Below are 13,404 nucleotides of genomic sequence, written 5' to 3'. Positions count from 1 at the left end.
TCGAAAAAGCAGGACCACCTCTCGGTGCCACTGCTTTAATAGGGTTGATGTAGCTGCGTAGTTTGTCGGTGACGAAAAACCTCGGTTGGCCAAACTTTGCAATCAGCCTTTTGAAAAACCGCTTTGCTGCCTTAGCGTTGCGGCGTGTTTGCGCGAGGATATCGAGGACGTTGCCATTTGCGTCGATTGCGCGCCAGAGCCAGTGCTTCTTGCCACGGATCGTGAGTACTACCTCGTCAAGGTGCCACTTGTCGTTCGGCCCTGGTCGGTCACGCTGGACTCAATCCGCGAAGTGCCTCCAGAAGGGGTTAACCCAAAGACGGATCGCTTCCAATCGACCGTCGCCAACATGATTCTGCGCGATGTGGTTGAGGCTCTGAATTAGGCTTTTTTTCGCTGCGCTATGTACCTTTGAGATCAGACATGTAGTCCTTCAAGGGATATTTGGTGTCGTGCCCCCAGCGGTCAGCGCACGCAGGATTTACCTGTCCGACGCTATATAACCGATTGACAATGCCTAATTATCTGGATTTTTCGTGGATTATGCTATGCGAGTTCACCATGTCTGGTTTCAGCGCTCTAGCACTCGTCAGTCGGAAAAGATTGCCAAGTTCAATACTTGTCGTCTATAGAACGCTAAAGAGTGCGCTATCGCAAAAAAGCGTTACTTGAAGAACGAAACAGACCGGCAGTTAAGCCGGCGGGCGAGGACTAATAGGTGAGCGACACATTCCACATCAGCACCCGCATCCGCGAGAATGCAGAGCAGCTGTCAGCGGCGTTGCAGGATCATATGGAAAAGGTCTTTGCACCGAACGCAACCAAGGATCTGCGCCGCTTTTCCGCGTCCGAAGCGGCGGAGCTCCTCAATATCTCGGCCAGCTTCTTGCGCAAGCTGCATTTCGAAGGGCGCGCGCCAGAAGTCGACACCTCGGCCGGCGGACGGCGGCACTATTCGGCGCAGGACCTGCTGAAGATCCGAACCGCGCTCGAAACCGGTGCCAAGAAACCCGGCACCTATGCCAAGGGCAGACGTGACGGCGACAAGGTGCAGGTCCTGTCGTTCCTGAACTTCAAGGGCGGCTCTGGCAAGACGACCAGCACGATCCATACCGCGCAGCGCCTGTCCCTTAAAGGCTACCGCGTGCTTTGCGTCGACATCGACCCACAAGCATCCCTCACGACCCTGTTCGGCTTCCGTCCGGAAGTCGATTTCCTTGAAACAGGGACAGTTTACGATGCGATTCGCTACGAAGACCCCCTGCCCTTTCGCAGCATCATTCAGCCTACGTTCTTCACCGGCATCGACCTCGCCCCGGCGGGTCTTTTGTTGCAGGAATTTGAACACGAGACCCCCCGCGCCCTAATGGCCAACGCACAGCCACCGTTCTTTTCGCGGCTGGCGACCGTCCTGCAGGACGTCGAGTCGGATTACGATGTAATCGTCTTCGACTGTCCGCCGCAACTGGGCTACCTGACGCTGTCGGCGCTTTGCGCATCGACGGGTCTGGTTATCACGATCGTTCCCAACATGCTTGACGTGGCGTCGATGTCACAATTCCTGCAAATGAGTGCGGACCTGCTCGACGTCGTGTCAAACGCGGGCGCCAAGATGGAATTCGACTTCCTGCGCTTTCTGATCAACCGCTACGAGCCGAACGACGGCCCCCAGCAGCAGGTCGTGGCTTTCCTGCGGCAGTTGTTCGGAGACGAAGTCATGGTCGCCCCGATGTTGAAATCGACCGCCATTTCCGACGCGGGGCTAACGCACCAGACCGTTTACGAGGTCGACCGCACCCAGTTTCACCGCAACACCTACGACCGCGCGGTTGATTCACTCAATTTAGTGAACGATGAGATCGAAATGCTAATTCAGAAAGCCTGGGGTAGATAATGGCACGCAAGGGCATCCTGATGGGCGGCTCAACCGCCCGGGCCGAGACACCACCACCGCGCCGGGCGCCGCAAGGGGCTGTTGGTGCCTTGCAATCATCCCTGACGAAATTGCAGGAAAGCGCCGTGCAGGACATAGACCCGTCGCTAATCGATGATGCAGGGCTGGAAGACCGGCTGACATTGCAGGACGCGGCGCAGGACGCCCTGAAGGACAGTCTAGCCGCCTACGGCCAACAGGTCCCGGTTCTGTTGCGGCCCCATGCGATGAAGCCGGGACGGTTCGAGATCGTCTACGGACGCCGTCGCCTGCGGGCACTCAAGGCCCTGAACATGACCGTGAAGGCAATGGTGCGGCAGCTGGACGATCACGCGCTCGTTCTGGCACAGGGTCAGGAAAACACCGCGCGCAAGGATCTGAGTTTCATCGAGAAAGCCAGCTTTGCCGCCCAGATGCAAGCGGCGCAGTATGACCGGCAGACCATTGCGGCGGCCCTGTCGATGGATTTGCCCATGGTTAGCCGCATGTTGAAGGTGGGCACCGCCTTCGAACTGCCCTTCCTGCGGGTGATCGGCGCAGCGCCGGGTATCGGCCGGGATCGTTGGATGGCGCTGGTTGCGCTTTTCGATGACCCAACTGCGAAGTCGCGCGCGGTAACAGTCACCCGGCGGCCCGATTTTACCGGTCTGGACTCGGATGCCCGGTTTGAGGAGGTCTTCCGTCGGGCGGAACAGAAGCCAGAGACCAACGGACCCAACCGCCCTGCCCCGCGCAGCATCGCTACGTCTGACGGCGCGGTTATTGCGCAGCTTCGCAAGACGAATAAGGGCTTGACCTTGACCGTGCCCGCGACCGGTTTTGACGACTGGCTGGCGGCCCACGCAGAGACCCTGCTGAACGAGCTTCACGACCGTTGGACCAGCAATCGGACGGAAGGCAACGCAACTGAAACGGAGGCACGAGACCGGACCTAAAAAGAAAAGCCCCCCAAGCATATCACCCGGAAGGCCCTTCTCAATACTCGCACTATCGAGATAGCCAGCACTTCCCGATCTGTCAACTCTGCCTGCCGGGCGGGGCGTGAATCTTTGTGTCCATCGTGAACATAAAATGACTTCAACTACACTTTCCCAAGGGAGTGGACTGGCGCAGCCATGCCGGTCTGCAGCGACAGTCGACAAATGGGACATCCTGTCGGCCCTGACGCAGGCTGCGACAGATTTCGGCCTGTCTCATCGCACACTCGGCGTCCTCAAGGCGTTGATGACCTTTCACCCGAGCCGGGAAATCTCGGCTCGGCCGCACGAGGCCATCGTCTTTCCTGCCAATCGCACGCTGTCGGAACGGCTGAACGGTATGCCCGAGAGCACGCTGCGCCGGCATTTGGCCCAGTTGGTCAAACTCGGTGTCGTTGACCGTCGTGACAGCCCAAACCAAAAGCGCTTTGCCCGCCGGATCGGACAGAAGGTCGCCCTCGCCTTCGGATTCGACCTCTCTCCCCTTGCCCGCGCGGCTGAACAGATCGTGCAAGCCGCAGCCGAACGCCGATTGCGTGCCGAAGAGATCAGCGTCATGCGGCAGACCGTTATTGAATTGCGGCAAACCATCATCGATCAACATGGTCCGGATTCGCTGACGGAAACCACGCGTCTAATGTTGCGGCGCAAGACCAGTCTGACGGACCTGAAGAACATCGCTAACACCCTACGCGGCCAGCTGGCAACCGCCACGGCACCCGTGGCTTTAGATGGAATGAGCGGCAGCGACGACCAAAATGAGCGGCACATACATATTGACTCAAAATATAACTCTGACTCTGAAGTTCACAGCCGAAGGATTTCGCTTCATGATGTTACCGTCACAATCGCAGAATATAGGTCTTACTTTCCCCAACCCGTGCGGAAATGGGAAGACCTGCACGACATTGCTAGCCGCGTCGCCCCTATGATTGGGATCGACCAACCTGTGATGATCTCTGCACAGCGCGCGCTTGGGCACGATGCCGCCAGTGTTGCCATTCTTTGCATACTGGAGCGTTTGGGCGAGATCGGCTGTCCTGGGGCATATCTGCGCCACCTGACACGTCAGGGCAAGGACGGGGGCTTCGACGCAAGGCCAATGCTTGCCGCAATCAATGTTAGGCGCAGAGGGAAGTTGTCAGCTGACAATCGAGGGCAGGGCAGCTTTGTCGCCTACTAGCGGGTTTTCTTCGACACATCGCAAGAATTGTCAGCTGACAATTCGCCGGTTATGAATGGCGCAAGGGTCCAGAGTCCAACGGTGTTTGCGCAGATAAACACCGTTGGAGCAAAGAAGTGGACTCTGCGATCGAATCTGGTGCTTTCGGCAGCCAATTCGCGAAGAAATTGCTGTCGAAATGTTGAGCACCGGCTCGGTTGAGAACCGTCACTATGCCCATTCCGGCAAAGATATTCCTCCTATTTGTCTACAGTATCAATTCGAACATCCTGTTCGCGTCGGGTATCTTTCCCAGGCTCGATGCCTGCCTGTGACGCCAACTGGGCAATGAGAGCGCGCGTCGTGCATGCTTTGGTAAAATCATCCATCCTGTGCTGCACCAAAACGTTTGCCAAGAGCGCCGACTTGGCCTGATCCGGTCACTATGCCGACGATTGGCACCGATCCGTTTGTAGATCGCATATAGCTCGGAGCGCGGGATCTGAACCAAGATGCCCTAGCGATACAGGGTATGCGCCGTCTCCGCCCCATTGATTTCTGCGGTTTCCGGGCGCTGACCCAGCGGCGAGTCTCGTTCTGAGCATTCAGGAGGAGACGACGAATGGCGGACGGCGGGAATGGGTTTAATGGCTGCATCGAAGTTGTGCAGCGGACACGTGGCAACCGGCGTTGGCCGGAAGAGGTGAAGGCCCGGATAGTGGCCGTGAGCTTTCAGTCGGGCGCGCGGGTGGCGGATGTCGCGCGGCGGCATGCTCTGGCAGCCCATCAGCTTTCAAATTGGCGCCGTCAGGCGCGCGAGGGCCGTTTGGTCCTGCCCGCCGATGCCATGGCCAGAATTACGTCAGACGCTCTGCCAGCCTTTGTGCCTGTCTTGGTGAAACCTGAGAACGTCGGTCCCAGCGGAGGCCGGTCGGACATGTGGGGTGATCACGATCGAGATCGGTGGCGACCTCGTGCTTCGGGTGCCGGGCGATGTTCCGGAAGAGCGGGAAGCAGCGGTGGCGCGTGCGTTGCGAGGATTGGCATGATCGTCGCGTGACAGCGCCAGCCGATCCTGATTGCGACGCGTCCGGTGGACTTCCGCTGCAGGCATCGGGCGCTGGCGCTGATTGTGCAGACCGAGCTGAAGCTGGATCCGCATTCCGGGGTGATGATCGTGTTCCGTTCGAAACGCGGCGACAGGCTGAAGATTTTGGTCTGGGACGGGACCGGTCTCGTGCTTGTCTATAAGGTCCTTGAACAGAGCAGCTTTGCCTGGCCGAAGGTTCAGGACGGGACAATGCGGCTGTCGCGGGCCCAGCACGAAGCTCTGTTCGAAGGTCTGGACTGGCGCCGGATTGTTGTGCAACGGGTCGCCCCACCCATTGCGGCGGGATGATTTACTCAACTGCTTTAACGTTGTTTTATGGGCCTTTTCTGTCCGGAATGGCTATGAATCCGCATGTCCCATTCCTTCGATCTCAGCCAGTTTCCGGACCTCCCGCCCGAGGTTGTGAAGGCTTTCGAGGCCGCGCAGTTCGAGTTGTCGGTCGAGCGTGCGGCCCGCCAGCATGAACAGGCGGTGGGGGCCGAAAAAGACGCCTTCATCACCGAACTGAAGGCACTGGTCGAAAAGCTGGAAGGCCAGGTCGGACAATACCGACATGCGAAGTTCGGGCCGAGATCGGAAAAGCTGGACCCCGCGCAGCTGGAACTGGCGCTGGAGGATCTCGAAGCCGCCATCGCCGAGACCCGGGAACAGATTGCTGCGGTCGAGGAGAAGATCGCGACCAGCGCGGCCGATCCCGACAAAGCTGCCCCGCGCAAAGCGCTCGCTCTGCCCGAGCACCTGCCGCGTATCGAGCGGGTGATCGAGCCGGACAGCATCGCCTGTCCCTGCGGCCGCGGTGACATGGTCCGGATCGGAGAGGACAAGGCCGAGCGGCTGGATTACATTCCTGCGCGCAATCAGTTGATCGTCACGATCCACCCGAAATACGCCTGTCTCAAGGGGCGCACAGGCGTGGTGCAGGCCAAAGCCCCGGCGCATCACTGGCGATCACGGCCATTGAAGGCGGTGAGGAGCGGATCATGCACCGCCATGTTTCCGGTACTGGTATGCTGCGGGCGCTTGTGGGGGGAACCTGTGTGATCGGGCAGGGGCGCCTGCCGGTTAGTATTCCCTCAAAAAACTGAAGAACGCCTATCGTCTTGGGCCGCGCGTTTGGCCCTGTTCTTTGCCATGACAGCCACGGAGTTCCTTGCCGAGTTGGACTTGGCCGGGCGCGATATCTTTGTTTTGGAGTGGCACCTGTCGGAAGGGAAGGGGGCATTGATTGCAGCGCGCACAGGCCTCTCGGATGTATCGCTTCAGACGATGACCTACTGCGACTTCGTACCGTGCGCACGGATCATGGTTGGGCGAACGAACCGGCATCGCTGCGCAGAATGCCCGGCTATGTTCACCTTTAGGCTTTGGCCCTTCCCTAGACGTTTAGCTGCCCCATATACGGTGCAGATCTGTACGAGGTCGGCGATGCGACGCTACCGGAACTGTTGGGTCCTGAGCGGTTCGCGGCGTTGCAAGCGCACGTCAAAGCCGGTGCTGCTGTCTTGGATACTCGGGTGCGGGGAGAAGGGCAGGGGTCTATGAGGCCGGTCGAGTTGCTCGCCTTTCTGACAGCGAGACACCACCGGGCATCGCCAACGAATGAGCGGTTATCCCTGCGGCCCGGATCGACTATCACGCGTTCCTGACCACGCCGATCAACCGGCAGGCGGATAGTCTTCGTGAAGAAATACGACCGTGTGGTCCCGGTTCTGACCAAGCCGGTTCGTCCCGGCCTGCACATCCTGGCCTAGGGATCGCTGCTGCAGACCTTCGCGTTGACTGTCGGCATCGGCCGACTTGCCGAAGATGCGGTCGGTCAAGCGATTGCAGTCCTGTTGGCGAGTGACGCTGAAGGCAAGAGTCGGGTGCGCGATGCGCTCAGAGCATGGCCTCTGTCGTGGAGGCGACGTATCTCTGCTCGGCTCAGTCCGACCAGAGCGCGCGTCAGATCGCCGAACAGACCAGGAAGCGGCGTCGGTCTCATAAATAACCGACTCGTCCAGTCTCAAAAATACGGGCGGTGTGTCTAATGAACCCCGGTCGGGCTCTCGAGGAAGCACTTGAATCTCATGAATTTCGGAATCCAACCGTCGCTGTCATCGAGTATTTTGACCTGTCGTTCTTATTCCATTTCTGGACTCTAACTCATTGATTTAATTGTATTCATATTTCTGTTTCATGCCCGGATTATAGTTTCATTATCGGACATAAGATACCTTTTTGTAGGTTTTGGCCATGGTGGATCGCTCAGACATCAAAGCCATAGATGATGCGGCATGGGAACAGGCGGTAGCGCGGGAGGCGGTGATCCGACGGTTGGCGCGCATGGCCAACCCAGATCGCGGCGAATTTCTCGTCGCTTGTCGGCAACTCGGGCTCAAGCGATCCCGCCTTTACGATCTGATCAAGGCATATAAGGCGCGCCCAATCACCAGTTCTCTCCTGGCAGGCACGGCCGGAACCCAAACGGGCAGCCGGCGACTGCCGGAAGTGATCGAAGTGGTGATTGCCGATGCGATCGAGGACTTCTTCAAGTCCCGTCAGAAACCGAGCATCAATGCGTTGCACAAGGAGGTGCGCAGGCGTTGCGGTCAACGGGGGTTGCGCGCCCCGTGCTGGACCTCGGTACGCGACCGTGTAGTGGCGATAGACGCTGCCGAGTTAGTGGCGGCCCGCGAGCGGGCCAAGGCAGCCCGTAGCCGCTATCATCCTGTCCCCGGAACCTATCGGATCGAGCGGGCTTTCGAGGTTGTCCAGATAGACCACACACTGGTGGATGTCATCGTTGTAGATCGGGCGCATCGCCAGCCATTGCAGAGGCCTTGGGTGACGCTGGCCATCGACGTTGCCAGCCGTATGGTTGCAGGGTTCTATCTGACGCTGGAATCGCCATCCGCCTTATCGGTTTCCCTGGCCATTCAGCATCTGGTGCAGCCGAAACTGGACTGGCTGGACGGTTTCGGTATCGATGCGGATTGGCCGACGTCGGGGCTGCCTGAGACGATTCACGTCGATAACGCCAAGGAGTTCCGCTCAAAAGCAATGCTGCGTCGGGCCGAAGAACATGGGATTTCCCTGCAGTATCGACCCATTGGCGCGCCACATTATAGAGGCAACATCGAACGGCTGATCGGCACGATGATGGGGGCGGCGCATCTGCTGCCCGGGTCGACCTTCAGCAACATCAAAGACCGCGGTGACTATGACTCTGTGGCCAATGCGACGATGACGCTGGATGAGCTTGAGCTGCTGCGCGACAATCAGGATGAGATTCGTATTGCCTCACCCAAGAATGTTCCTGAGCAATCGTGTCATTGCCTCAGTCGAATGTTCCCGTCGCGTCTGACCTGCAGATAATCTGTTTCAAACGGTTGCTCATGACCGTCTGACGCGCGGAGGTTCGATATTGCGCAGCGCGTCAGACGGTCATCGGGGTGTGTGCGTCTCCGCCGACGCCAAACACCAATGATCTTGCCACTTCTGCCCTCCAGATTTTGACACGACGCTGAACGGTTCGCAGTAACATGTCGGGATAGGTATCGGGGTGATTTGCCTGCAGCCTGCACAAAAGCTCGTGCCCAGTTTGGGACGGGTCCTCATAGAACCATATCCTGAGGTCTTCGGTGACCCTGGCGAGCGGATCGGGGCGCCGCCGCCCTCGGGGAATTGATGCCTTTTTCCGTGACGTAGGTCTGATTTTGGCCTCTTTCCAAGCATGGCGCAAACCATCGAGGAAAGCATCGACGTCAGCTTTGGGGTTGCCGACGTTGTCAGCGAATGGCGTTGCGTGAGCCAGTGCCGCCAATCGTCCCTGACCGAGGCGAATGTCGTGAAGCAGAACGACTGGGTCAAGTTGCGCGAACTGCGCCACAAGCGCCTCCTTAGCGACCTGGGCAACGGCGGGATGGGCCAGCACGCGCTGGAACGGCGTCAGCGGCGGGTGATAGCGCTTGGTTACACAGGCACCGTCCCGGGTCTTGTCCATCAGCTTGAACGAGGGCTGGGAGAAGTTCACGTAGAGCCGCATGCTATGATAAAGCCGGGCCAGTTCGGCGGCCGCGGCAATGCCAGTCTATCTGCGATAGCCAACCATCCGACGCACGATGGCACCGTTCTTCTGCTCCACATGAGCCTGATCGTTCTTGCGATAGGACCGCGAGCGCGTGAACTCGACCTGCGCTGCTTCGCACCAGCCCTTGATGGTTTCGTTCATGAAGACGCTGTCATTGTCGGTGTCGAAGCCCAACAGCGGAAATGGCAGCGCCGGGCACAGCGCGGTCATCACCTCGCTGAGCAGCCGCTGTTCACGGAACAGAAGAGGTGCGCATTCCGTCCACCCTGTCGCCACATCGGTAAGGGTCAACGTTTGCACGAAACTGCCACTTGCCGACGGACCACTGTGTGCCACGAGGTCTGCTTCCATGTATCCAGGAACTGGATCATTCCAGTCTGCATAGGTCCGGATCGGCACGCTACGCCGCACGGCTGAGGAATGGGCATTCCGCCGTCGTTTACTGCCAGAAGCGCCTGCGCGGACAGGGGCGAGAACTCGGTCGATTGTGGCTGGGCTGATCTCGCACAGCCGGACACGCACCTCTGGGTCCAGCTCAAGATGGCCATGTCGCTCCATGGCTGTGATCAAAAGAGGGATGAGCGGCTTGAGCCGCTTGCCGCAGATCCGGTCGCCCGCTTCCCAGAGAACCACTAACGCTTCTCGAACCGCTTCATCATATACGCGACGTCCGGGACGGGGTTGCGACCGGTCCACGGCGTGCTCACGACGCAGGAGCCGTTCAGCATGCTTGCGGTGATACCCGGAAATCTCCGCGAACTCTGTCAGGATGCGGCTTTTCTCGGAGCGCTTTGCAGCACTGTAACGTGCCGCCACTGCCATCAAAAGTTCGTCTCTTGTTCCCATGCTGATCCGCCTCACGCCTGTCTCCCGAACCAATCTGCTTCGGGAACATTTCTAATGATGCAACGACTCAATCTTCAGGAACAATTCAGGCGCGGCAATGCGCGCCAAAATACTTTGGACGTTGCCATACCGTATCGCGGATCGAAGGGCGCGCTGCATCTGCTCGTGGACAGCACCGGTATCAAGGTCGAGGGCGAAGGCGAGTAGCACAGGCGCAAGCAGGGCGGCTCCAAACGGCGCGTCTGGCGCAAGATTCACCTTGGGATCGACGCGAAGATGTGCCGCCTGGCCTCTGAAACAGCCGTCCAAATCCCATTCAGAAAAGAACAACATTGTTGTTGTTAAGTATTTAAAAACAACATTAAAGACTCTTACGCGCCGGGAAGCCTTTGATTTTAAAGGTGGAATAGGCCCAGAGGTGGCCGTTTGTGGGATGAAAGGTGGCCGTTTGTGGGACGGCCCGGTTCCAGAGGTGGCCGTTTATGGGATGAAAGGTGGCCGTTTGTGGGACAGGTGGCCGTTTATGGGACGCAACGCCCCCGCGGCGGCGTTCTCGCTGATTTACCCGGAATATTCGCGCCGTGCGGTGACTGTCGGCCGCCAAAGGTGGCCGTTTATGGGAAGCTTGAAAACGGTCTGAAAAGGGGACGGCGCGCTTGCCTGTCCGGCCACTTTTCACTAGCCTCGGCAGAACCGGACAAAAGGCGCAAGATGAGCAGAACGGCACCTGTCGCCACGGGCGAGCAAAGCGAATTTTTTGAACCGTCCGATCTTCCGGCCGAGATTCCCGATGGCTTCAAGAAGGCGATCGGGGTGGTCCAGGTGGCCATGGGGCGGTTGGGGTTCCTGCACCGCAAGCTTTACAACGTGATGATCGCCAACGCCTATGAGGGTTTGGGTGAGGGGCGCAGCCAGTTTTCGATTCCCGCCTCGATGATGGCCGAACTCGCCGGGTTCGAAAGCAACAATTATCAGGTTCTCTATGATCACTGCCGCGCGCTGATGCAGACCGAGGTTCTGACGCTGAATTTCGACAACCGCCAGAAGGGCAGGGGGGGCAGACCGGCCCGAACCACACGGCCCCGGCGCGGCGGCACCACCCTGATCGCGGATTTCGATGTGATCGAGGGCGGTACGATCAACTATAGTTTTTCGTCCAAGATGGCCGGGCTGCTGCACGACCCGGAGCAATACATCTGGATGGCCCTGTCGATCCAGAACCGGTTTTCCAGCAAATATGAACTCAGCCTGTTCGAAAACTGCATCCGCTATGTCGGCATCGGCTCCACCGGCTTTAAGGACGTCGAGGAATGGCGCGCCGTGCTCGGGGCCGAAGAACCGACCTATGACCAATTCAAGGATTTGAACAAGAAGGTGCTGAAACCCGCAGCGGCGGGCGTCAACGGCAAGTCCGGCATTCTGGTCGTTCCGGAATTCGAACGCAGCAACCGCCGCATCGCCCGGATCAAGTTCAACGTGCGCGAAAACCCGCAGCTGTCTCTGCTGGATCACAAGACCCACTCCCTCATCCGCAACTGTCCGACCTACAAGGCCGCCCGCGCCATGGGGCTTGAGGATGTGGTCGCCATCCATTTCATCGAGACGAAGGGCGAAACCTATGTCGCCGAGGCGCTGAGCTATGTGGAGCGGCGCAATCCCAAGAACCCGGGGGGGTATCTGGCCCATGCGCTTCGGTCGGGCTATGGCGGGTTGAGCGAACAGCAGCGCGGAGAGGCCGAAGAGGCAGAGACGCGCCGCAAGACCCTCCAGGCCACGCGAGAGACCACACAGCGGCTCCAGGCCACGCAGGAGGCGCTTGAGGCACAGTTCGCGCAACACCGTGCGGCGCGGGTCCGGACGTTGCTGGCAGGGCTCTCTGGCGCCCGGCGGGCCGAAGTGATCGATGCGATCTCGACCGACATCGCCATCCCCTCGGTCGCCCGGGAGTGGGAGGCGCTGGCCCGCGATCCCGACCGACTGCCCGAGGCGCGCAAGGGCACCCGCAAGATCATGGGTGACCGGCTGGAAGACGTGCTGCTGGCCCGCTGGGGCGCGGCGGAGGATCTGGACATCGAGGCGTTTCGCGCGGCAGGCACGCCAGAGACGTAAGGCCGGGCAGGGGGGCGGGTAACCAAGCCGGATTTGCGCAAGGTCCAAGCATATTCAACGCAAGGGAAGGGCGGAGCTCGCCGGTTTTTCAAGCGGTGGATCATGCGCGGCCAGCAATGGGTTGGCCGTGCGATCATCGGGCGTGTGACGCTGGTGGCGTTTTTTCTGCCGCGCGATCTCCAGATGGAGCAGGGGCGCGGTCTGGCCGGGAACGGCGCGGCGGTGATTCTGATCAATCCCCGCCCAGTGGTTGCTGCCCGCGCCCTCAAAGCCGCCTGCAACGCGGTCGAGAAGATGGACACTGCCCGCCGTGCTCTGCTGACCCGTCGCATGAGCCTCAGGGCTTTCTCACGGTACCAAATTCATTTACGGGTCAGTCGAATTCGATGGGGAGTGGATGCATGAAGTTTTCGGCTAATTTGGGTTTTCTATGGAATGACCGATCCTTGCCGGACGCCATTCGCGCGGCCAAAGCGGCCGGTTTCGACGCGGTCGAGTGCCACTGGCCCTATGACGTGCCCGCGGAACAGGTCCGCGGGGCGCTGGAGGAAACCGGGCTGCCGATGCTGGGTCTGAATGCCCGGCGCGGCGATGTTGCGGCCGGTGACAACGGTCTGTCCGCACTGGCCGGGCGAGAGGCCGAGGCCCGCGCCGCCATCACCGAGGCGATTGCCTATGCCGGTGCCACGGGAACCCGCGCCGTCCACGTCATGGCGGGGTTTGCCAATGGTCCCGAGGCCCATTCTGCCTTTGTCGCCAATCTGCGTTCCGCCTGCGCAGAGGCCGCGCATCACGGCATAACTATCCTGATCGAGCCGCTGAACCGCCATGATGCGCCGGGCTATTTCCTGACCACGACAGATCAGGCCAGCGCGATCATCGCCGAGGTCGATCACCCGGCGCTAAAGCTTATGTTTGACTGCTATCATGTGCAGATCACAGAGGGCGATCTGACGCGCAGGTTGCGAAATTTGCAGCCCTTGATCGGCCATATCCAGTTTGCATCGGTGCCGGACCGGGGCGCGCCTGATCACGGTGAGGTCGATTACCGCCATATTTTCGCGACCGTCGCTGCTCTGGGGTACGACATGCCTCTGGGCGCCGAATACAAGCCAGTCGGCCCTACTGAGGCGACACTGGGTTGGCTTGACGCCGCCCGGAGAGGCGTCGCGATGCCAGCCTGATCCCCAAGGG

Annotated in this window: 11 protein-coding genes and 4 pseudogenes; 12 read left to right on the top strand and 3 right to left on the bottom strand. The window is 59.6% G+C overall.

Annotated elements, in window-relative coordinates; all coding sequences use genetic code 11:
* Positions 1 to 22: 22 nt before the first annotated feature.
* Positions 23 to 331 (bottom strand): annotated as a pseudogene (locus FQ320_RS26565) (DDE-type integrase/transposase/recombinase); the annotation flags it as partial.
* 387 nt (positions 332 to 718) lie between these two features.
* Here FQ320_RS26565 and repA point away from each other — a divergent pair.
* The 6 genes and pseudogenes from repA to FQ320_RS19920 form a co-directional block, all read left to right on the top strand.
* Entirely contained in the window at positions 719 to 1,894 is a 1,176-nt protein-coding gene (gene repA, locus FQ320_RS19945; protein ID WP_148475085.1) for a plasmid partitioning protein RepA, read from the top strand.
* The gene (repB, locus tag FQ320_RS19940; RefSeq protein ID WP_148475084.1) at positions 1,894 to 2,868 is read left to right on the top strand and encodes a plasmid partitioning protein RepB; all 975 of its coding nucleotides are present in this window, start codon (positions 1,894 to 1,896) and stop codon (positions 2,866 to 2,868) included. Before repA ends, repB begins: the two co-directional genes overlap by 1 nt.
* 136 nt (positions 2,869 to 3,004) lie before the next feature.
* Positions 3,005 to 4,093 carry a plasmid replication protein RepC gene (gene repC, locus FQ320_RS19935; protein ID WP_148475083.1) on the top strand — a complete coding sequence of 363 codons (1,089 nt, stop codon included), beginning with the start codon at positions 3,005 to 3,007 and terminating at the stop codon, positions 4,091 to 4,093.
* Between the two features lie 601 nt (positions 4,094 to 4,694).
* Complete coding sequence (locus FQ320_RS19930) at positions 4,695 to 5,132, top strand: transposase (RefSeq protein WP_255509632.1); 438 nt, start codon at positions 4,695 to 4,697, stop codon at positions 5,130 to 5,132.
* Positions 5,133 to 5,144: 12 nt separating this feature from the next.
* Complete coding sequence (tnpB, locus tag FQ320_RS19925) at positions 5,145 to 5,471, top strand: IS66 family insertion sequence element accessory protein TnpB (protein WP_148475082.1); 327 nt, start codon at positions 5,145 to 5,147, stop codon at positions 5,469 to 5,471.
* A gap of 63 nt (positions 5,472 to 5,534) precedes the next feature.
* A pseudogene (locus tag FQ320_RS19920) lies at positions 5,535 to 6,122 on the top strand (IS66 family transposase zinc-finger binding domain-containing protein); the annotation flags it as partial.
* A gap of 716 nt (positions 6,123 to 6,838) precedes the next feature.
* On the opposite strand, the gene FQ320_RS25820 reads toward FQ320_RS19920, so the two are convergent.
* Positions 6,839 to 7,003, bottom strand: coding sequence for a hypothetical protein (locus tag FQ320_RS25820; protein ID WP_187393989.1), 165 nt, complete (start codon positions 7,001 to 7,003; stop codon positions 6,839 to 6,841).
* A gap of 418 nt (positions 7,004 to 7,421) precedes the next feature.
* Here FQ320_RS25820 and FQ320_RS19915 point away from each other — a divergent pair, with 418 nt between their 5' ends.
* Entirely contained in the window at positions 7,422 to 8,540 is a 1,119-nt protein-coding gene (locus FQ320_RS19915) for a transposase family protein (protein WP_255509631.1), read from the top strand.
* 61 nt (positions 8,541 to 8,601) lie between these two features.
* Here FQ320_RS19915 and FQ320_RS19910 read toward each other — a convergent pair.
* A pseudogene (locus tag FQ320_RS19910) lies at positions 8,602 to 10,101 on the bottom strand (ISNCY family transposase).
* A gap of 102 nt (positions 10,102 to 10,203) precedes the next feature.
* Between FQ320_RS19910 and FQ320_RS19905 the strand changes: the two are divergent.
* From FQ320_RS19905 to FQ320_RS19890, 5 genes and pseudogenes are all read left to right on the top strand, one after another.
* A pseudogene (locus FQ320_RS19905) lies at positions 10,204 to 10,371 on the top strand (transposase); the annotation flags it as partial.
* On the top strand, positions 10,361 to 10,741 hold the full coding sequence (locus tag FQ320_RS25815; RefSeq protein WP_187393997.1) for a hypothetical protein: 381 nt from the start codon (positions 10,361 to 10,363) through the stop codon (positions 10,739 to 10,741). The pseudogene FQ320_RS19905 and the gene FQ320_RS25815, both read left to right, overlap by 11 nt.
* Positions 10,742 to 10,812: 71 nt before the next feature.
* Entirely contained in the window at positions 10,813 to 12,210 is a 1,398-nt protein-coding gene (locus FQ320_RS19900) for a replication initiation protein (RefSeq protein WP_148475081.1), read from the top strand.
* Between the two features lie 102 nt (positions 12,211 to 12,312).
* Positions 12,313 to 12,615 carry a hypothetical protein gene (locus FQ320_RS19895; RefSeq protein ID WP_148475080.1) on the top strand — a complete coding sequence of 101 codons (303 nt, stop codon included), beginning with the start codon at positions 12,313 to 12,315 and terminating at the stop codon, positions 12,613 to 12,615.
* Positions 12,612 to 13,394 (top strand): hydroxypyruvate isomerase family protein, encoded by a 783-nt coding sequence (locus FQ320_RS19890; protein WP_148475079.1) that lies wholly within the window; start codon positions 12,612 to 12,614, stop codon positions 13,392 to 13,394. The genes FQ320_RS19895 and FQ320_RS19890 overlap by 4 nt, the downstream gene beginning before the upstream one ends.
* Positions 13,395 to 13,404: the final 10 nt, after the last annotated feature.

The organism is Oceaniovalibus sp. ACAM 378, assembly GCF_008085915.1.
In the GTDB taxonomy this organism is placed as follows: Bacteria; Pseudomonadota; Alphaproteobacteria; order Rhodobacterales; family Rhodobacteraceae; genus Oceaniglobus.
Note: the sequence above shows the minus strand (reverse complement) of the source record. Positions and strands in the feature narration are given on the sequence as shown.

What these genes read in the sequence shown, in the direction of transcription:
- repB (WP_148475084.1), top strand. Translation starts at nt 1,894, where the DNA reads ATGGCACGCAAGGGCATCCTGATGGGCGGCTCAACCGCCCGGGCCGAG.
- repC (WP_148475083.1), top strand. Translation starts at nt 3,005, where the DNA reads ATGACTTCAACTACACTTTCCCAAGGGAGTGGACTGGCGCAGCCATGC.
- FQ320_RS19930 (WP_255509632.1), top strand. Translation starts at nt 4,695, where the DNA reads ATGGCGGACGGCGGGAATGGGTTTAATGGCTGCATCGAAGTTGTGCAG.
- FQ320_RS19900 (WP_148475081.1), top strand. Translation starts at nt 10,813, where the DNA reads ATGAGCAGAACGGCACCTGTCGCCACGGGCGAGCAAAGCGAATTTTTT.
- FQ320_RS19895 (WP_148475080.1), top strand. Translation starts at nt 12,313, where the DNA reads ATGCGCGGCCAGCAATGGGTTGGCCGTGCGATCATCGGGCGTGTGACG.
- FQ320_RS19890 (WP_148475079.1), top strand. Translation starts at nt 12,612, where the DNA reads ATGAAGTTTTCGGCTAATTTGGGTTTTCTATGGAATGACCGATCCTTG.